This is a genomic window from Mesorhizobium sp. LMG17149, from assembly GCF_024518695.1.
Classification (GTDB): Bacteria; Pseudomonadota; Alphaproteobacteria; order Rhizobiales; family Rhizobiaceae; genus Mesorhizobium.
This window is the reverse complement of record NZ_JANIFL010000007.1, coordinates 212,459-230,892: the sequence shown is the minus strand read 5'-3', so window position 1 is coordinate 230,892 and position 18,434 is coordinate 212,459. Positions and strand designations below refer to the sequence as shown.

Sequence of the window (18,434 nt, the reverse complement as noted above, 5' to 3'; positions counted from 1 at the left end):
GGCAGAGGACACAAGCGACGATTCCTCATCCTCTTTCTCCACACTGACGAACTGCACAGCGCATCAGAAAATCGAAATTGCCCCTGCCGCCCTGAGTCGCGATGGTCTTAACGCAAGCAGCCGGCTTAGGGCTGTGGAGGAAACGTCGTCGCGGCAAAGCCCCTGGGGCAAGGCCGCTTTGGCACGCCGCTGGTTCAAACCGGCAGCGAGGGAGGAACTGACTTGGCTGGTTCGGGCAAATCCGACACCGCGCGCTTGGGCATCAAAATGTCCCAGGAACTCGTCGTCGGCGCGATCTCGGCCGTCCTGTTCCTGGTGTTCTCGGCGACGCTCAACAATTTCCTGAGCCAAGGCAACATCCTTGCCATTCTCAAGAATGTCTCGATCCTCGGCACGCTGGCCGTCGGCATGGGGTTCATCGTCGTCGGGCGCGGCATCGACCTGACCATGGTGGCGGTGATGGTGGTCGGCGTCGCCTTCAGCATTTGGATCTCCACCTGGGGCGTCGACTTCACGCTGGCCATCATGTGCGGCGCCATCCTGGTCGCGGTCATCGGCCTGTTCACCGGCGTCATGGTGGCAGTGGCCGAAATTCCGCCGATCTTCGCCACCCTTGCCATCGCATCCTCGGTCTACGGCTCTGGCCGCATCGTCTTTGCGTCCGACGTGCTCTATGCCCCCTCCGATATTGGCTGGCTGAAATTCGTCGGCAACGGAACCATCTTCAGCATCCCGATGTCGGTGATCATCTTCGCGGCTGTGGCCGCGCTCATGGGTTTCTTCCTGAGGAAGACCCGCTTCGGCCGGCTGGTCTATGCCACTGGCGACAACCCGAACGCGGCCCGCACCACCGGGCTACCGACGCGCCCGATCATCGTGACGCAATATGTCATCAGCGCCCTCATTGCCTATACCGCCGGCATCATCATGCTGGGGCTGGTCACCGGCATCGACACCCGCCTCTACAATTCCAGCCTGATCTACGACGTGCTGCTGGTGGTCGTGTTGGGCGGCATCGGCCTCTCCGGTGGCCAGGGCGGCGTACGCAACGTCATCGTCGGCACCATTCTGGTCGGCATCCTGACCAACGGGATGACGATCCTGAACTTCAGCTACACCAGCCAGAACCTGATCAAGAGCGTGATCCTGCTGGGCGCGCTGGCGATCGACGCCATCATCAATCCGCGCGACGAGCAGACCTCGCAAAGCGGCGACATCTGAAACAAGAACCGAGACATAAATCTGGGAGGAGAAACATGAAATTGTTCAAGAACTGCCTGTTCGCGGGCATGACAGCGCTCGCGCTGCTGGGCGCGGCGAAAATCACCACGGCGCAGGAAACCGACCAGGTCGGCCGCTCCACGTATCTCGAGGCGCTCAAGGGCAAGAAGGTCATCTTCGTGCCGATCTCACAGGGCATGGACCTCAACCAGGCATGGGTGGTGGTGTGGCAGCGTCACGCGGCACGCTACGGCTTCAGCCTTGAAGTGCGCGATCCCTCCGGTGACACCAATGCCGGCATCCGCGCCATGCAGGGCGCCATCGCCGAGAAGCCGGACCTGATCATCGTGCAGAACCCCGATGTCCAGACCTACGCACGCCTGTTGAAACAGGCGCAGGCGGCCGGCATCAAGGTGCTGCAAGTCAACATGCAGTCGGCCACCCAGACCGACAGTTATGTAGGCAACGACTGGATCGAAATGGGCCGTCTCGAAATGGGCGAACTGGCCAAACACTGCACCGGCCCCAATGCCGTCTCGCACAAGGTGGTCTGGCTCGCCGGTGTCCAGACGGGCGCCGCCAACATCTACATGCGCACCGGCATCGACGAGGTGCTGAAGGCCAATCCCGAGCTGCAGCTCGTCTCCGACCAGCCGGCCGATTACATGAGCGAAAAGGCCCGCCAGATCACCGAGACGGTCCTCCAGCAGCATCCGGACCTGTGCGGCATCATGGGCATCTGGGACAATGCCGAGGTCGGCGCAGGCGCCGCCGTCGCGGCCGCCGGCAAACAGGACCAGGTGACGATCGTTACCAATGGCGCCGGCAGCGCCACGGGCTGCGAGAGCATCAAGAACGGGCTGCTCGACGTGATCTTCAACTTTAATGCCCCGATCCAGGCCGAGATCGCCGCACAGCAGATTTCCGAGCTGCTGCAGCAGCCCGAGCGGCAAGCGGGCAGCGAGAAGACCATCTTCTTCGGCCCGATCACCCGCGTCGACAAGGCCAATGCGACCGGCAGGAATTGCTGGAAGCTGGACGAGCTCAAGTAACGGACTTCCTTGATGAGCATGGCCGAAAGCCTTGTGCGCTGGCGCTACCGCCTGCTCCCCGACCACGTGGTCGGGGAGATCCTGACCAAGAAGTGGATCGACAGCGTCATCCCCTTCACGGCGCTGGTCATTTTGTGCGCGATCTTCGGCTCGATCGTGCCGGGCTTCTTCGATCTGGCGACGCTGACCAATCTCAGCGGCCAGACAGCCGAGCTTGGGCTGGTCGTCCTCGGCATGACCATCGTCATGGTATCGGGCGGCATCGATCTGTCTGTCGGGTCGACCTTCGCGCTCGCCGTGCTGGTCACGCTCTATGGCATGAATGTCGAGCAGTGGAGCTTTGGTACCGGCCTGTTGGCGTGCCTGGGCCTCGGCGTCGTCTGCGGCGCCATCAACGGCTTCCTGGTTGGCTTCCTGCGCATGCGGGCCTTTCTCACCACGCTGGTGACGCTCATCATCTACCGCTCGACCTTCGACATCGTCTTCCCGCAGGTCTCGACGCGGATCGTCACCAGCGGTTCGGATTCGCCGGCCTATGATTTCCTTGGTTTCGGCACGATCTGGGGCGTGCCGACATCCTGTGTGGTCTTCGTCGTCATCGCGCTGATCATCCATCTCGTGCTGTCGCGCGCCCGCTATGGCTGGCGGCTGTTCGCGGTCGGCGGCGCGCGGCGCTCTGCCTACAATGCCGGCATCAATGTGCGCTTCATCTTGTTCAGCGCCTATGTCTTGTGCTCGGTGCTGGTGGCGCTCTCCGGCTTCTTCTTCTCGGCCCGCATCGGCAGTGCTGCTTCCGACATCGGCACCGGGCTCGAACTGCAGGTGTTGACCGCGACCGTGCTCGGCGGCATCTCGCTCGGCGGCGGGCGCGGCTCGGTCGCCAAGGCGCTGATGGGCACCGTCTTCGTGCTTGTCCTGTCGAACAGCCTGCTTGCGCTGGCCGTGCCCGGCCCGGTCAATTTCCTGATCCTCGGCATCGTGCTGCTCTTGTCGGTGCTTCTCGACGTACGCTGGGTGAAGAACCGCCACAAGATCCTGCGCAGCGTCTACATCTCGCCGACCTTCGCCAAGATGCCGCAGGCGATCTCGACCGCGCCCGGCGCGCCGATGGCGGTGAACGACCGGTTGAAGGACGTCGGCGTCATCGGCCTCGGCTTTCTCGACGGCGCGGAAGATGTGATCTTCGACCGGCAGGACCGCCTCTACACCGGCAGCCGCCAAGGCGATATCCTGCGCTTCCAGCCGCCGCACTACACCGACAGCGAAGTGTTCGCACATATTGGCGGCTCGCCGCTCGGCATGGCTTTCGACCGCGACGACAATCTCGTCATCTGCGTCGCCGGCATGGGCCTCTACCAGGTCTCGCAGGCCGGGCATGTAAAACTGCTGACCGCCGAGACCAACCGCTCACTGACCTCGGTGGTCGACGACTCCACCATGAAGCTCGCCGACGACTGCGACATCCTGCCGGACGGCCGCATCGTCTTCTCGGAAGCGACAGTGCGCTTCGAGATGCATGACTGGTATGCCGACGCGCTGGAAAGCCGCGGCAATGGACGCATCATCGTCCATGATCCGAAATCCGGTTCGACACGCACACTGCTGTCGAACCTCGTCTTCCCCAATGGCATCTGCACGGCCTTCGACGGCCAGTCGGTGCTGTTCGCCGAAAGCTGGGCCTGCCGCATCAGCCGCTACTATTTCGATGGCCCGAAGAAGGGCCAGGTCGAGCGCGTCATCGAGGGCTTGCCCGGCTATCCCGACAACATCAACCGCGCCTCCGACGGCACCTACTGGCTGGCCCTGATGGGCATGCGCACGCCGGCATTGGATCTCTCGCTTGAAATGCCGGGCTTCCGCCGCCGCATGGCGCGGCGCGTATCGGAAGATGCGTGGCTGATGCCCAATCTCAACACCGGCTGCGTGCTGCGCTTCGACGAAAACGGCCAGATCCTCGAAAGCCTGTGGGACCAGGCCGGCGAGAAGCATCCGATGATCACCTCTATGCGCGAGCACAAGGGCATCCTCTATCTCTGCGGCATCTTCAACAACCGCATGGGCACTTTGCCCCTGAAAAGCGTCGATCCCGACTGGTTCAGCTCGGATTCCTACTGGGGCAAAAAGTCATGAGCGGTTTGAACCAGCTTCTTGACCGCTTTCTCGGCCGTGGCGAGTGGGCCGTGACCGTGCCGACGCTCGACGGGCCGTTGCTGCCCAACCAAGGACTGGAGGAAGCCGGCCAATTCGCCGGCCTCGCCGAGGCCGACAATCTCGTGCGCACCGAAAAGGGCCTCCTGGCAAGCAGCGCCAACCGGCTGATGCGCTTTAGCGCCGACGGCCATGCCGAAACCTTGCAGGAATTTCCGGGCGAGATCACAGCACTCGCCCATGCCCGCGGCATGACCGCGATGGCCATCGACGGCAAGGGCGTCGTCATCCGCGGCGGCCTGCATGACGGGCGCGGGGCGACGGGCGAGGAGGCTCGGCGCCTCTCCTGCATCACCGCTCTCACCTTCCTCGACAGCAACACCTTACTGGTGGCCAACGGCTCGGCCTCAGTGCAGGCGAGCGGTTGGCGTCGCGACCTGATGCAGAAGAGCGTATCCGGTTCGGTCTGGCGGCTCGATCTGAAAAACGGCCGGCTGGAGCTGATCAGGGATGGCTTGGCCTGGCCGGCCGGCATCGCCACCACCGGCTCCAACCGCATCTACGTCTCGGAGGCCTGGCGCCACCGCGTGCTGGCGATCGACCTTGCCACCAAGGCGACGCTGCCCGTGCTGGAGCATCTGCCGGCCTACCCCGCGCGTATCGCTCCGGCCTTCAACGCCGGCTACTGGCTGACCTTCTATTCCGTGCGCAACCAGCTGGTGGAGTTCATCCTGCGCGAGGACACCTACCGCACCCGCATGCTGGCGGAAGTCCCCGAGGCCTACTGGATGGCGCCGTCGCTCGGGTCATGGCGCGACTATCGCGAGCCCATGCAAGGCAGCCAGTTGAAGCAGATGAACGTGCTGAAGCCATACGCGGTGACAAGGTCCTACGGGCTGGTGGTCCTTTGCGACCAGAACATGAAGCCGCTGTCGAGTTTCCATTCGCGCGCCGACGGCAAGGTGCACGGGACGCTGAGCGCCTGCGAGCTGGGCGATGACCTTCTGGTCGCCTCGCGCGGCGGATCGCGGATCGTGCGCGTGGCGAGCGCCGCCAGTGGCAAGCGAGGCTAAGCGATGTCGGACGCCAACATCATTGAACTCAGGGACGCCGCCAAGGCGTTCGCGCGCATTCCGGCCTTCAAGAATGTCAATTTCGACCTGCGCAAGGGCGAAATCCATGCGCTGCTCGGGGAAAACGGCGCCGGCAAGTCGACGCTGACCAAGGTCATGGCCGGTGTCTTCAAGCTGACCGAGGGCAAGATGACCTTCGACGGCAAGGATGTGTCCTTCGCCACGCCCGCCGAAGCGCTGCGCGCCGGCATCGCCATGGTGTTCCAGGAAACCAACCTGGTGCCGGCCATGACGGTGGCGCAGAATCTCTATCTCGGCGAAGAGAAGATGTTCAACCGGTTGCGCGGCCTCTACATTCAGGCGCGGCAGTTCCTCGCCGGCATGGGCTTCCAGGTCGACCCGTCCGCGCAGGTCAGCACGCTGGGCGCGGCGCACAAGCAGATGGTGGAGATCGCGCGCGCCGTCCACCACAAGGCCCGCGTCATCATCTTCGACGAGCCGACCGCGACGCTGACGCCCGAAGAGAAAAGCCACTTCTTCAAACTTTTGCAGCGGCTGGTGAAGGAGGGCATCGCCGTCATCTTCATCACCCATGCGCTGGAAGAGGCGCTTGCTGTCGCTAACCGCATCACGGTCATGCGCGATGGCGAGATCGTCGCGTCCGGCGAAGCCAAGGGCTTCACCCGCGCTTCGATCGTGCAGGCCATGGTCGGCCGTACGCTGACCGAAACGCTGCATGGCGAGGTCAAGCGCACGGCGCGGCCCTATGGCAACAAGGTGCTTTCGGTCGAGAACCTGTCCTGCGCCGGCTTGGTGCGCAACTCTTCCTTCTCGGTGTTTTCGGGCCAGGTCACCGGCATGTTCGGCCTTGTCGGCGCCGGCCGCACCGAAATGGCCAAGGTCGTCGCTGGACTGTTGAAGCGCAACATCTTCCACGGCGGCGAGATCCGCCTGCTCGGCAAGTCGGTGCGCTACCGGGTGCCCAGGCCTGCGGTGCGCGACGGCATCGTCTATGTCACCGAGGATCGCAAGGTCGACGGTTTCTTCGAAACCATGACCGCGGGCGAGAACCTGCAAATGGGTGAACTGACCGAGGGCGCCAATCCCGTCTCCATGGTGTCGCTGGCGCGGGCCAGGCAACTTGCCCGCGAATGGGGTGAACGCCTGAGCCTGCGGCAGACCAGCGACCGAGCCCGGATGATCGAGCTCTCCGGCGGTAACCAGCAAAAGGTCGTGATCGCCAAATCGCTGATCCAGAAGCCGAGGCTGGTGATCTTCGACGAGCCGACACGCGGTGTCGACGTCGGCGCCATCGTCGAGATCCACCAGCTCATCAGCGATCTCGCCGAGCAAGGCATGGCCGTCGTTGTCATCTCGTCCTATCTGCCTGAAATTCTCGCCGTTTCGGATCGCATTCTGGTGGTCAAGCGCGGCCGCGTGGTCGAGGAGATGATGCTGTCGGAGGCCACCGAGGAGCGCGTCATGTTCGCCGCGGTTCATTGAGCGGCCCGACAAGAGAGACACTTTTGCCGGTCAAGCCAGGACCAATGTCTGGCCGGTCCTATTGCCTTGCAATCGGTTCCGCGTCTGAATAGGTCAGGGGTCAGATCACCCTGCCCGAGCGGATATGCCCAGCATTAACCTCAAACTTCTGCAGACGTTCCTGCTTGCCGCCGAAAACGGCAGCTTCCGTCGTGCTGCCGAGGAGAGCAACCGTTCACCATCGGCGGTCTCGATGCAGATTCGCGACCTTGAGGAGCAGATCGGCATCTCGCTGTTTATCCGCACCGCACAGCGTGCAAGCCTGACGCCGGAAGGCCAGATTCTGTTCGAGGAGATCGCCAATGTGATGTCACAGGTGCAGACCAGCCTCGACCGGCTGACGGAGGTCGCCGCTCGGCGCAAGGGCAAGGTGCAGATCGCCTGCGCCCCGACGCTCGCGGCAAGCCGGCTGGGCGATATCCTGGCGACATTCAAGTTGCGCTATCCCCGCAGCATCGTCGAGGTCATCGAGAGCCCACCGCAGGCCGCGCTTGGCCTTTTGCAACAGCAGGAGGTCGAGTTCTACATCGGCCCGGAACTGCCAAACCTGACGGACTTCCAGTTCGAGTCTATCCTCGACGATCCGCTGATGGCCTGCATTCCCACGGAAATATACGGCGGCGAAAAGAAGCTGCTGCTCTCCGACCTGCTGCGCTATCCGCTCATCCTGCTCAACCGCAAGACCGCCGTGCGCGGCCTTGTCGATCGGCTGACGGCGGCGGAAGGCATCGAGCTCAAGCCGCAATACGAGGTCGAAAGCGCACAGACGGCGGTGGCTCTGGTGTGTTCGGGACTTGGCGTCTGCGTGGTGCCCGGCATCGCCATTTCGCGCAATGACGAGCGCATGCGAGTGGTGCCGATCGACCATCGCGACGCCCACCGCTCCGTCGGCATCATCACCGCGCGGGGCTATGTGCACCACTCCTTCTCCGAACAGCTGATGAACCTCATCCGCACCAATTTGCGCGAACTGGCAAACTGAGCATCGCGCCTTCGGACAGGCACCTTGCACGAGCGCCGAGAATAGTGCGGGAACGCCGTCATTCGCAGCCCGGCCTCACCTGAATATCAGCGCACCCTCAGTCGGTCTGGATCCAGACCGATTTGGTCTCCAGATATTCATGCAGATGTTCGATGCCGCCCTCGCGGCCGTAGCCGGACATCTTCATGCCGCCGAACGGCACCGCCGGGTCGATGGCGTGGTACATGTTGACCCACACCGAGCCGGCCTTGATGCGGCGGGCGAGCTTGTGCGCGGTGCCCAGATGGGTGGTGAAAATGCCGGCTGCCAAGCCATAGGGCGTCGCATTGGCCCGCGCCACGGCTTCGTCGAGCGTGTCGAACGGCATCGCCGAAATCACCGGACCGAAGATTTCTTCACGCGCGATGGTCATCTTGTCCGACACCGCGCCGAAGACGGTCGGCGCGATGAAATTGCCGCCGTCGTAGGGCTCGCCCGTCAGTCGAGATCCGCCCGCTATCAGTTCCGCGCCTTCGTCGCGGCCGGCCTTGATATAGCCCACCACCTTGCCGGCCTGCCTGGCATTGATGAGCGGGCCGATTTCGGTTTCCGCCTCGATGCCATGGCCGATGCGAAGCCTGCCGGCAAACTCGGCGACCCGGCGCACGAATTCGTCATGGATTTCGCGCGCCACGAACAGCCGCGATCCGGCGATGCAGATCTGGCCCGAATGCACCAACACCGCCATCGCGGCGACAGGAACCGCCTTGTCGATGTCGGCATCGCGGCAGACGATGATCGGCGATTTGCCGCCGAGTTCCAGGGAAACGCGCTTGAGGTTGGTCACGCTCGCCCGCGCGATGGCCTGGCCGGTCAGCGTCGAGCCGGTGAAGACGATCTTGTTGACGTCGGGATGTTCAGCGAGCCGCGCACCGGCCTCCGTCCCGGTGCCGGTGACGACGTTGACGACGCCGTCGGGAACGCCGGCCTCCTGCATCAGCCTGGCGATCAGCAGCGGCGTCAACGAGGCGTCCTCCGAGGGCTTCAGCACGATGGTGCAGCCGGTGGCGAGCGCCGGCGCGATCTTCCAGATCGACGCGGCGGTCGGAGCGTTCCAGGGGATGATCGCGCCGACAACGCCCACCGGCTCGCGCCTTGTGAAGCTGACGATCTCGCCGGGGATCGAATTGTCTATGGATTCGCCATGCAGCGCGGTCGCCATGCCCGCATAGAAGCGCAGCATGCCGATGACGCGCCGCCGGTTGGCGAGCGTGCGCGTGATCGGCAGTCCCATGTCGAGAGTGTCGGAAACGCTGAGCTCTTCCCAATGAGTCTCGAAGAGATCGGCGATGCGCAGAAGCACGCACTGCCGCTCATAGGGCGAGAATTTTGACCACGGCCCTTCGAAAGCCGTGCGCGCAGCGGCCACCGCCGCATCAATGTCGGCGGCCGAGCCACGCGGGACGGTGGCCAGCACTTCGCCAGTCGCCGGGTTGAGCGCCTGCATCTCCTGGCCGGATTGTGCCGGAACCCACCTGCCGCCGACGAACATCGGCCGGAATTCGCCGTGGTAGAGCGCCGTGGCCTTCGCCCGCGGGTCGAAATTCAGCGTCATCCCTTCCTCCTCACAATTCCGTGGCGACTATGCCTCCCACGCCGGTCGACCTCAAACAAGGAAAGCTAAAAGGGCGTTCAGATAATCGGACTGTGCAATGTACGCGACTTCCCCGATGGTGCCGGCAACGGAGGAACAGATATGAGACTTGCTGGCAAGGTCGCCATCGTCACTGGCGGCGGTTCAGGATTTGGCGAAGGCATCGTCAGGAAATTCGTCACCGAAGGTGCGCGGGTCGTGTTGATGGACCGTGATGAGGCCGCCGCGGCCCGCGTTGCTGCCGAAGTCGGCAAAAATGTGCGGCCAATCACTGGCGACGTCTCGACACTCGCAAGCTTCGAAGCGGCGGCAGACCTGGCCCGCTCGGCCTTTGGCGGTCTCGACATACTGGTCAACAATGCCGGCGTGGCCCAGCCGCCCCTGGCGCTCGAGACGATGGACGCAGAGATGTTCGACCGGATCGCCAACGTCAACATGCGATCCATCTACAATGGCGCCCGTGCGGTCGTTGCGCATTTCAAATCCATCAAATCGGGCGCCATCCTCAACGTCGCCTCCACCGGCGGCGTCTCGCCGCGCCCGAATTTGACTTGGTACAATGCTTCCAAAGGCTGGGCGATTGCCGCCACCCGGGCCATGGCCGTGGAACTCGCCCCCTTCGGCATCCGCGTCAACGCCATCAACCCGGTTGCCGGCGACACGCCGCTTCTGTCCACCTTCATCGGCTCCGGCGAGGAAAACCGCGCCCGCGTCGTCACCACCATTCCGATCGGCAGGCTGTCTACGCCGGCGGACATGGGCAACGCCGCGGCATTCCTGTGCTCCGACGAGGCCAGCATGATCACCGGCGTCGACCTCAATGTCGACGGCGGCAAGTGCATCTGAGCGTTAGACCATTTGGGAGTTGGCGATGAAGCCTGTCTACGAAATCGCCGTGGTGCATGGCGACGGCATCGGCCCGGAAGTCTGCGCCGCAGCGGTTCAAGTGGTGAAAGCAGCGCTTGGTCCCGGCAACCCCTTGCACTTCAGCGAATACCCGGCCGGAGCCGAGCATTTCCTGAAGACCGGCCAGAGCTTTCCCGAGCCGACCTTCCAGGCCTGCCGCGCGGCGGACGCCATCCTGCATGGTGCGGGCGGCTTGCCGGGCGTCGTCCATCCCGATGGAACCGAAGCAGGCCTGGATTTCACGCTGAGACTGCGCTTCGAACTCGATCTCTATGCCAACGTCCGCCCCATCAGGCTCTTCGAGGGCGTGCCTAGCCCGTTGAGCGGAGTGAAGGCCGGCGATATCGACTACATCATCTTGCGCGAGAACAGCGAAGGGCTTTACGCCGCGCGGGGATCGGGCGCCCTGTTGCGCGGCGAAGTGGCGGTCGACACGCTGGTGCAGACCCGCTCCGGCATCGTGCGCATCGTGCGCAAGGCCTTCGAACTGGCGCGCCAGTCGGGCGGCGCGCCTCGTGACGGCGTGCGCCGGGTCACCTGCTGCGACAAGGCCAACGTGCTGCGCAGCTATGCCTTCTTCCGCTCCGTCTTCGACGAAGTGGCGAAGGACTATCCCGATATCGCGACCGAGCACGCGCTGGTCGACGCCATGGCGATGCATCTCGTGCTGAAACCGGGCCATTTCAACGTCATCGTCAGCGAGAACATGTTCGGCGACATCCTGTCCGACCTCGCCGCCGCGACGGTGGGCGGGATGGGCATGGCGCCTTCAGCCGAGATCGGCGCGGCCAACGGCTTCTTCCAGGCCGCGCACGGCTCGGCGCCCGACATTGCCGGCCAAGGTATCGCCAATCCGTATGGGACGATCCTGTCGGCAGCCTCGATGCTCGACTGGCTCGGCCACAAACATGGCGACGAGAGGCTCAACCAGGCCGCGGCGCGCATCCGTCGCGTGACCGAGGACTGCCTGGCCAACGGGCTTCTGAGCGCCGACCTGAAAGGCAGGGCGTCGACCAGCGAGATAACCCGCTCGATCTGCGACCGGCTCGCGGCAGCGGCGTGACTGATGATCAAGGTGAAGATAGATCTTGTTGGACCTCGCAAGGTCGGCCAGACGCTCATGCGCCGGATATTCATTGCCGACCGGCACGAGGGCGAGGCTTGAGATGGGCGCTCTCGATCGCCAGGTTTCGGTCGAGGATTTTCGCAGGCTTGCCCGTCGTCGCCTGCCGAAATCCATCTTCGAATTCATCGATGGCGGGGCGGGGCAGGAACTCACCCTTAACGCCAACCGAAGCGATTTCGAAAAGATCAGACTTTTGCCGCGCGTGCTTACCGATGTTTCGCATCCGAACGTTTCCACGACGCTCTGGTCCGAGACCTTGCCGACACCGCTCGTGATCAGCCCGATGGGTTCCTGCGCGCTGGTCAGGCCCGGAGCCGACATTGCCATCGCGAGGGCGGCAACCGCTCGCGGCATCCCCTACACACTCTCCACCATGGCCACGGCCAGCATCGAAGGCATGGCGCGAGCCGTACAGGGGCCGCTGTGGTTCCAGCTTTATGTGCTCAAGGATTTCGACTTCAATCGCCAACTGGTGAGGCGAGCGGAAGAATTTGGCTATTCGACGCTGGTGGTGACCGTTGATCTGCAAGCCGGGGGCAAGCGCGAAAAGGATCTTAGGAACGGCATATCCATCCCACTGCGGCCTTCGGCCCGGCATCTCTGGGAAGGCATGCTTCATCCTGGCTGGTCGCTGCGCCTGCTGAGCGGCGGTCTGCCCCAGTTCGAGAACGTCCGCGGCTATCTCTGTGACAACAGCGCCAGCCTGACGATCGCCGCGCGTGTTGGCGGCAGCCTCCATGCAGGTTTCGACTGGGACGATTTCCGCCAGATCCGCGACTGGTGGAAAGGCCGGCTGCTGGTCAAGGGCGTCCTGCACCCGGGCGACGCGTCGCGACTGGTCGCGGCTGGTGCCGATGGCATCTGGGTGTCCAACCATGGAGGCCGTCAGCTCGACGGTGCTGTATCGAGCATCGATGCCCTGCCCGCCATCCGTGAGGCACTTGGCGCCCAAGTCCCGATCCTCATCGATTCCGGTATCCGCACGGGCACGGACATCATCAAGGCCAAGGCACGCGGCGCCACCGTCGCGGCGATCGGCCGGGCCGCCCTGTTCGGCGCCGTGGCTGGCGAGTCCGGTGTGGCCAAGGCACTCGATATCCTCCTGGACGAAGTGGTGACTTGCCTCAGGCTCTGCGGAATCCCCCGTTTTCAGGAAGCGGGATCAGAAATCATAGCATAGCGCCAAGACGTGTGCTCACGCTTGGTCGCAAAGTTTCAGCACCAATTGCCGCCCTCGCACGCCGCTCTTCCCAGGCCCAAAAGCCGCCGTCCATCCAGACGACGGCAGCCTATTCAGAAAGCGTTTGTTTGATGCACACGGGCTGGCGGCAGTCGTTATGAAATTCGAAAGGCTGCGCAGTCGGATAGGCGGACTAAACTCCGCCGCCCGGTGCTGTTTTCGGTTCCATCCATCCGTTCTTCAGGACGTCGCGAAGCACGTTCCGAGTGTCTTCGCCCGCTGCCGTTGCGCCGCTCGCCCAAGCGATCGCCAGTGCTCCGAAAAAAATGTCGCGCCCGGTCATCGTCCGTCGTGCAAGCCCTTCGTCCTGTGCAGCCTTCAGGATTCGCTCCGTCGTCGCGATGACAGCATGGCAGGTCGGCGTCAGCGGGGATTCTACTCGGCAAGCGGCCCGTAACGGTTCAGGCAAGCCCTCATAAGCCAGCATCCAGTCGCCGAGAGCTTCAACCCAGAGTTCGAGTGCGCGGCCTGCATCGCTCTCCCCGGCTTCGATTTCAACGCGACGATGGTCGAGGCTTTCATAGTGAAGAACTAGCAGCGCAGCCAGGAGGGCGTCTTTGTTTGGAAAATGGCGGTAGAGCGTCCCTGCCCCCACGCCCGCCAGCTTCGCGATAGCATCCATCGAAACGTCAACACTGTCGTTGCCGAACGCTTGTCGCGCCACCTCGAGAATGTGCGCCCGATTGTGTTGCGCGTCCCTGCGGAGGGCTGACGCGATCGACGATTGAGACATGACTTTGAACCCTTGAAGATCGGAGACACTCTCCATATCTAAAGTCGAAGCGGAGACAGTCTCCATATAGCCCGTGGTCGACTGTTCTAACAGGTCGGCATGAGCCGGCGAAACGAGGACGATGATCAGGCAGATGATACCGGCATGCATCTGGGCAACGGTACGGCAACCTGCCTGGGGCCTGGCGCGCGCAGTCAGTAGATGCCGCGAGCGAGCTATACCAAGTTCGAGGCGGGCTGTTCCATCGGTCGTATGGCGGCACTACCCTGCGCGACCATCTGGATGTCCCGCTCAACACGGGATCGATCCGCGCATCATGCGCTGAACTCATAATCACAATTATCTGGAAGGAAATCGACATGAACATCGGCATTATCGGCGCGGGAAATATCGGCACCACCATCGCACGAAAGCTGACAGCGGCCGGACACGCGGTGAAGCTGGCGGGCTCGAAGGGGCCTGATGATATCCGCGAGAAGGCGATGAAGGTTGGTGCGCTCCCGGTTGCCGCGCACGAAGCAGCCAGGGATGTCGAGGCGATCGTTCTATCGATCCCGTTTGCGAAGATTCCCGATGTCGCCAACATCTTTGCCGATGTACCAGCCGACGTGGTCGTGATCGACACCTCCAATTATTATCCTATGCGCGACGGGAACATCGCGGAGGTTGACGATGGCAAGCCGGAAAGCGTCTGGTCCAGCGAACAACTCGGCCGGCCGGTGGTCAAGACGTTCAATGCGGTCCTCGCCCAAACGCTCGCCGAAGGTGGCGCAGCGGCCGGAACGGCCGAACGGATCGCGATCCCCGTCGCAGGTGATGATGCGCATGCCAAAGCGATCGCACGCGAACTGGTGAACGAGACCGGTTTCGACGCACTTGATGCCGGCGATCTCGCGAGTTCCTGGCGCCAGCAACCGGGCACGCCAGCCTACTGCACGGAACTGACGTTGCCTGATCTTCAGCATGCGCTGTCCACGGCGGAAAAGGCGCGCGCACCCGGAGCTCGCGACGCACTGATCAAGGGCTTCATGGAGGCGACGCCCCCCCTCCGCCACGAGCAGATCGTAGCCCGCAACCGTGAAGTCACCGCCCTCCGATGAGAGACTTTTCCGGTTCCGGCCCGAGGTGGTGACCAAGAAGACTCTCCAGGAGTTCCTTCTGTTTGTCGGGAACAACCTGCCAGACGACGATGACGAGGCCGGCGTGAACCGGCTCTTTAGAGTTTTGTGAAGCCCTTGGCGTTATTTGCGACAAAGGTGAAATCCCCCTTGATGATGCGAGGCATCAACTCCCACGCTCCGCTACCCATCCAGCGAGCCTGAGCCATAGCGCCTGCCTGACGGCAGGCGGTTAGCCGCCGCCGCCCATGGTCACGGACATGAAGGCCCGGAAGGCCGCCGCTGCCGGTTCGATTGATCTGTCACGCGACCAGGCCAGGCCGACATCCATAGTGGGGATGGGCTCGACAAGCCCGCGCACTTCGATGCGCTGCCCCTCCAAGGACCAGGGGCGGTAAACCATGTCGGACAGGACAGTGACCCCCATGCCGGCAGCCACGAGCGACCGCACGGCCTCGACCGAACTGGTGGTAAGGACGGCGCGGAGCGAAAGGCCCGCGGCATCCCAGTAACGGGCGGCTGTCGTGCGTGCCTCGTCCACCGTCAGCATGACATAGTCTTCCGCCGCCACATCGGCGAGGCTGATTTCCCGCCGCGCGAGCAGATGATGATCAGCCGAAAGCCAGAGCCGGCGGTTCGACCGCATCAAGACCTCCTGCGCCAACTCCTTGGTGTGTTCCAGGTTGGACACCAGCATCACGGCCATGTCGATATCCCCGCACATCAAGCCGCTTTCGAGAGCGTCTCGAGGCAATTCCAGCACCTCGACCTCGATCTCGGGATAGGTCTTTCGAAACCGCGCGTAGTGGCGCGACATGTAGTAGCCGACGACCGTGTAGGTCATGCCCAGCCGCAGCTTGCCCGCCAGGCCTTTCCTATCGCGCAACGGGCTTCGGACGGCGGCAGCGACGGCCCCGGTGATAACACGCGCATGTTCAAGAAACCTCGCGCCCTCCATCGTCAGTCTTACGCCAGCGTGGTTACGCTCCAAAAGCCGTACGCCCAGGTCAGCCTCAAGCGTCTTTATCGCCGCAGTGACGGCCGATTGCGAGATGTTGAGTTCCACCGCAGCATGACTGACCTGTCCGCTCTCGGCGGTCGCGATAAAATAATCAAGCTGTTTCAAGGTGATGGTCATGGTGCGCTCCGGCCCAGAACCATTATCTGTTTTTTTGATATGACAATCAATAAACTACTATTTCACAAACGCCCTCGCATGCGCAAAAAATGCTGCAACGCCGCAAAGACGGCAGCTTCGAGGGGTAACAATGCGATGGCGGTGACGCTAAACTGCGACATGGGCGAAAGCTTTGGCCTCTACAAGGTTGGCGATGATATGGGCATGATGCCCATCATCGACGTTGCCAATGTCGCCTGTGGTTTTCATGCCTCCGATCCGGATCACATGCACGCCGCCGTCCGCAGCGCCAAGGCGAGTGGCGTAAAGATCGGCGCCCATCCAGGCTTGCCCGACATTCAGGGTTTCGGCCGGCGCGAGATGCGGATGACCCGCGAAGAAGTCAGGAACACCATCATTTACCAGGTGGGAGCGCTTGCCGGCTTCCTCAGGGCCGAGGGTGTGGAACTCCACCACATCAAGCCGCATGGCAGCCTCTACTTCATGGCCATGCAGCAGGAGGCAATCGCCCATGGCGTGTGCGACGCGGCAGAGATTTTCGGCGTACCCCTCTTCGGCATGACGGGCACCCTGCATGAGAAGATCTATCAAGAGCGCGGTATCCCATTCGTCGCCGAGTTCTATGCCGATCTCGACTACGATGCCTCCGGCAAGCTGATCTTGACACGCGTTCATGACGCCAAGGACCCCGCAGAGATGGCCGAGCGGTGCATCCGCGCCATCAAGGAGGGCGAGGGCACGGCAGAGGACGGCAGTTTCTTCCCCGTACGCTGCGAAACCATCTGCGTGCATTCCGATACGCCGAACGCCATCGAAATAGCCAGGGCCGTGCGCACCGCAATCGCCCCCTGGCACTGAACTCGACCGAACCCGCCCGCGCAGGCGGTTCCAAATTAGTCTGTCTGCAGTTTTCCGGAGCTTTTTATGGCCCAGATTCTTTCGCCTCTTCCCGGCACTTTTTATCGGAGCGCCTCGCCAGACCAGCCGCCCTACAAGGCGGATGGCGACGCGGTTTCCGCCGGAGACGTAATCGGTCTCATCGAAGTGATGAAGTCGTTCCACGAAGTGAGGGCCGAGACGGCCGGTACGAACATCCGCTTCATTGCCGACAATGAGGACCCCATCATGGCCGGCGCACCTATTGCGGATCTCGACTGATGCTGAAAAAGCTTCTGGTTGCCAACCGGGGCGAGATAGCGGTCAGGATCATCCGGGCCGCGCAAGATTTGGGGATCGCCACCGTGGCGGTGTATTCGGCCGCAGACGCCGTGTCGCTCCACGTCCAGCTTGCGGACGAAGCGGTCAACATCGGCCCACCAGCAGCAAAGAAGTCCTATCTCAATGTCGAAGCAATTCTGAAGGCTGCCAGCGATACCGGTTGCGACAGCGTTCATCCTGGCTATGGGTTCCTTGCCGAGAATGCCGCGTTTTCCGACGCGGTCACAGGCGCTGGATTGGTCTTCGTCGGCCCGTCGGGAGATGCGATCCGGATGATGGGAGACAAGGTCTCGGCGCGATCGGCCGCCGCCGCTGCAGGTGTCCCTGTGGTGCCTGGCTCGGCTGGCCGGGTCGAGGGCCTCAAGGCTGGCCACGAGGTGCTGACCGCAACCGGTTTTCCGGTGATGATCAAGGCGGCGGCAGGCGGCGGCGGGCGGGGCATCCGCATCGCCAACTCGCTCGCCGAGTTCGAACAAGCCTTTCCTCAGGCCGAAGCAGAAGCCCTCGCCGCCTTTGGCGACGGTGGCCTCTACATGGAAAAAGTGATCGGCAAGGCCCGCCATATCGAGGTGCAGGTGCTGGCGGACGGAAGCGATGCCATTCACTGCTACGAGCGGGAGTGCTCACTGCAGCGGCGACGCCAGAAGGTTTGGGAGGAGGCGCCGTCTCGCGCACTTTCAGACAGGCTGCGCGAGGATCTCTGCGCTTCGGCGGTCGCTTTGGCCAAGGCGGTCAAATACTCTGGTGCCGGCACGGTAGAGTATCTTTATGACGATGAAGCAGATCGCTTTTACTTCATCGAGATGAACACCCGTATCCAGGTCGAGCACCCGGTCACCGAAGCGATCACCGGCATCGACCTCGTTGCGGAGATGCTTCGCATCGCCGGCGGCGAGAAGCTGCGGATTCGGCAAGGCGATGTCTCCGTCAAGGGGCATGCGATCGAAGTCCGGCTCAATGCCGAAGACCCGGCGAAGGAGTTCGCTCCATTCCCCGGGCAGGTGGCCGAGCTTCGCATTCCCGGCGGTCCGGGCGTACGCTTCGATTCGATGCTCTATCAAGGCTATCAGGTGCCGCCCTTCTATGACTCGCTGCTTGCCAAGCTGATCGTGCATGCAGAGACGCGCGAGGCGGCGATAGTGCGCCTGATCCGCGCGCTCAACGAGTTGAAGATCGGCGGGCTCAAGACCACCAAGCCGCTGTTTCTTGCGCTGGCCGCCGATCCGGCGGTGCGGGCGGGAGACGTGCATACCCGCTGGCTGGAAGGCTGGCTCATCGAAAACGCCGCAGCATTGGCGGGTTAA

Annotated in this window: 16 protein-coding genes; 13 read left to right on the top strand and 3 right to left on the bottom strand. The window is 63.0% G+C overall.

The window, feature by feature from the left end:
* Positions 1–267: 267 nt before the first annotated feature.
* The 6 genes from NP945_RS18440 (at position 268) to NP945_RS18415 (ending at position 8,018) form a co-directional block, all read left to right on the top strand.
* Positions 268–1,221, top strand: a complete 954-nt coding sequence (locus NP945_RS18440) for an ABC transporter permease (protein ID WP_245491240.1) — start codon at positions 268–270, stop codon at positions 1,219–1,221.
* A gap of 35 nt (positions 1,222–1,256) precedes the next feature.
* Positions 1,257–2,273 carry a sugar ABC transporter substrate-binding protein gene (locus tag NP945_RS18435; RefSeq protein ID WP_127320431.1) on the top strand — a complete coding sequence of 339 codons (1,017 nt, stop codon included), beginning with the start codon at positions 1,257–1,259 and terminating at the stop codon, positions 2,271–2,273.
* A 12-nt stretch (positions 2,274–2,285) separates the two neighbouring features.
* Entirely contained in the window at positions 2,286–4,403 is a 2,118-nt protein-coding gene (locus NP945_RS18430) for an SMP-30/gluconolactonase/LRE family protein (protein ID WP_256747164.1), read from the top strand.
* A complete protein-coding gene (locus NP945_RS18425; RefSeq protein ID WP_256747163.1) occupies positions 4,400–5,494 on the top strand; it encodes a strictosidine synthase in 1,095 nt (364 codons plus the stop codon). Before NP945_RS18430 ends, NP945_RS18425 begins: the two co-directional genes overlap by 4 nt.
* A 3-nt stretch (positions 5,495–5,497) precedes the next feature.
* On the top strand, positions 5,498–6,997 hold the full coding sequence (locus NP945_RS18420) for a sugar ABC transporter ATP-binding protein (protein WP_256747162.1): 1,500 nt from the start codon (positions 5,498–5,500) through the stop codon (positions 6,995–6,997).
* 124 nt (positions 6,998–7,121) lie between these two features.
* Positions 7,122–8,018 (top strand): LysR family transcriptional regulator, encoded by an 897-nt coding sequence (locus NP945_RS18415; RefSeq protein WP_027036279.1) that lies wholly within the window; start codon positions 7,122–7,124, stop codon positions 8,016–8,018.
* A 97-nt stretch (positions 8,019–8,115) separates the two neighbouring features.
* On the opposite strand, the gene NP945_RS18410 is transcribed toward NP945_RS18415, so the two are convergent.
* Positions 8,116–9,612 carry an aldehyde dehydrogenase gene (locus NP945_RS18410; protein ID WP_256747161.1) on the bottom strand — a complete coding sequence of 499 codons (1,497 nt, stop codon included), beginning with the start codon at positions 9,610–9,612 and terminating at the stop codon, positions 8,116–8,118.
* A 141-nt stretch (positions 9,613–9,753) separates the two neighbouring features.
* Between NP945_RS18410 and NP945_RS18405 the strand changes: the two genes are divergently transcribed.
* The 3 genes from NP945_RS18405 (at position 9,754) to NP945_RS18395 (ending at position 12,863) form a co-directional block, all read left to right on the top strand.
* Positions 9,754–10,497, top strand: a complete 744-nt coding sequence (locus tag NP945_RS18405; protein WP_256747160.1) for a glucose 1-dehydrogenase — start codon at positions 9,754–9,756, stop codon at positions 10,495–10,497.
* A gap of 25 nt (positions 10,498–10,522) precedes the next feature.
* Positions 10,523–11,620, top strand: a complete 1,098-nt coding sequence (locus tag NP945_RS18400) for an isocitrate/isopropylmalate dehydrogenase family protein (RefSeq protein ID WP_127319961.1) — start codon at positions 10,523–10,525, stop codon at positions 11,618–11,620.
* A gap of 103 nt (positions 11,621–11,723) precedes the next feature.
* The gene (locus NP945_RS18395; protein ID WP_256747159.1) at positions 11,724–12,863 is read left to right on the top strand and encodes an alpha-hydroxy acid oxidase; all 1,140 of its coding nucleotides are present in this window, start codon (positions 11,724–11,726) and stop codon (positions 12,861–12,863) included.
* Between the two features lie 193 nt (positions 12,864–13,056).
* Here NP945_RS18395 and NP945_RS18390 read toward each other — a convergent pair whose 3' ends face one another.
* A complete protein-coding gene (locus tag NP945_RS18390; RefSeq protein WP_256747158.1) occupies positions 13,057–13,806 on the bottom strand; it encodes a TetR/AcrR family transcriptional regulator in 750 nt (249 codons plus the stop codon).
* A 209-nt stretch (positions 13,807–14,015) separates the two neighbouring features.
* Here NP945_RS18390 and NP945_RS18385 point away from each other — a divergent pair, with 209 nt between their 5' ends.
* Positions 14,016–14,756, top strand: coding sequence for an NADPH-dependent F420 reductase (locus NP945_RS18385; RefSeq protein WP_256747157.1), 741 nt, complete (start codon positions 14,016–14,018; stop codon positions 14,754–14,756).
* Between the two features lie 250 nt (positions 14,757–15,006).
* Here the strand turns inward: NP945_RS18385 and NP945_RS18380 are convergent, their stop codons facing one another.
* On the bottom strand, positions 15,007–15,912 hold the full coding sequence (locus NP945_RS18380) for a LysR family transcriptional regulator (RefSeq protein WP_023808975.1): 906 nt from the start codon (positions 15,910–15,912) through the stop codon (positions 15,007–15,009).
* A gap of 135 nt (positions 15,913–16,047) precedes the next feature.
* Between NP945_RS18380 and pxpA the strand changes: the two genes are divergently transcribed.
* The 3 genes from pxpA to NP945_RS18365 all read left to right on the top strand — a co-directional run bounded on the left by pxpA (position 16,048) and on the right by NP945_RS18365 (position 18,434).
* The gene (pxpA, locus tag NP945_RS18375) at positions 16,048–16,770 is read left to right on the top strand and encodes a 5-oxoprolinase subunit PxpA (RefSeq protein WP_236383150.1); all 723 of its coding nucleotides are present in this window, start codon (positions 16,048–16,050) and stop codon (positions 16,768–16,770) included.
* 66 nt (positions 16,771–16,836) lie between these two features.
* Complete coding sequence (locus NP945_RS18370) at positions 16,837–17,070, top strand: acetyl-CoA carboxylase (protein WP_013533152.1); 234 nt, start codon at positions 16,837–16,839, stop codon at positions 17,068–17,070.
* On the top strand, positions 17,070–18,434 hold the full coding sequence (locus NP945_RS18365) for an acetyl-CoA carboxylase biotin carboxylase subunit (protein WP_256747156.1): 1,365 nt from the start codon (positions 17,070–17,072) through the stop codon (positions 18,432–18,434). The genes NP945_RS18370 and NP945_RS18365 overlap by 1 nt, the downstream gene beginning before the upstream one ends.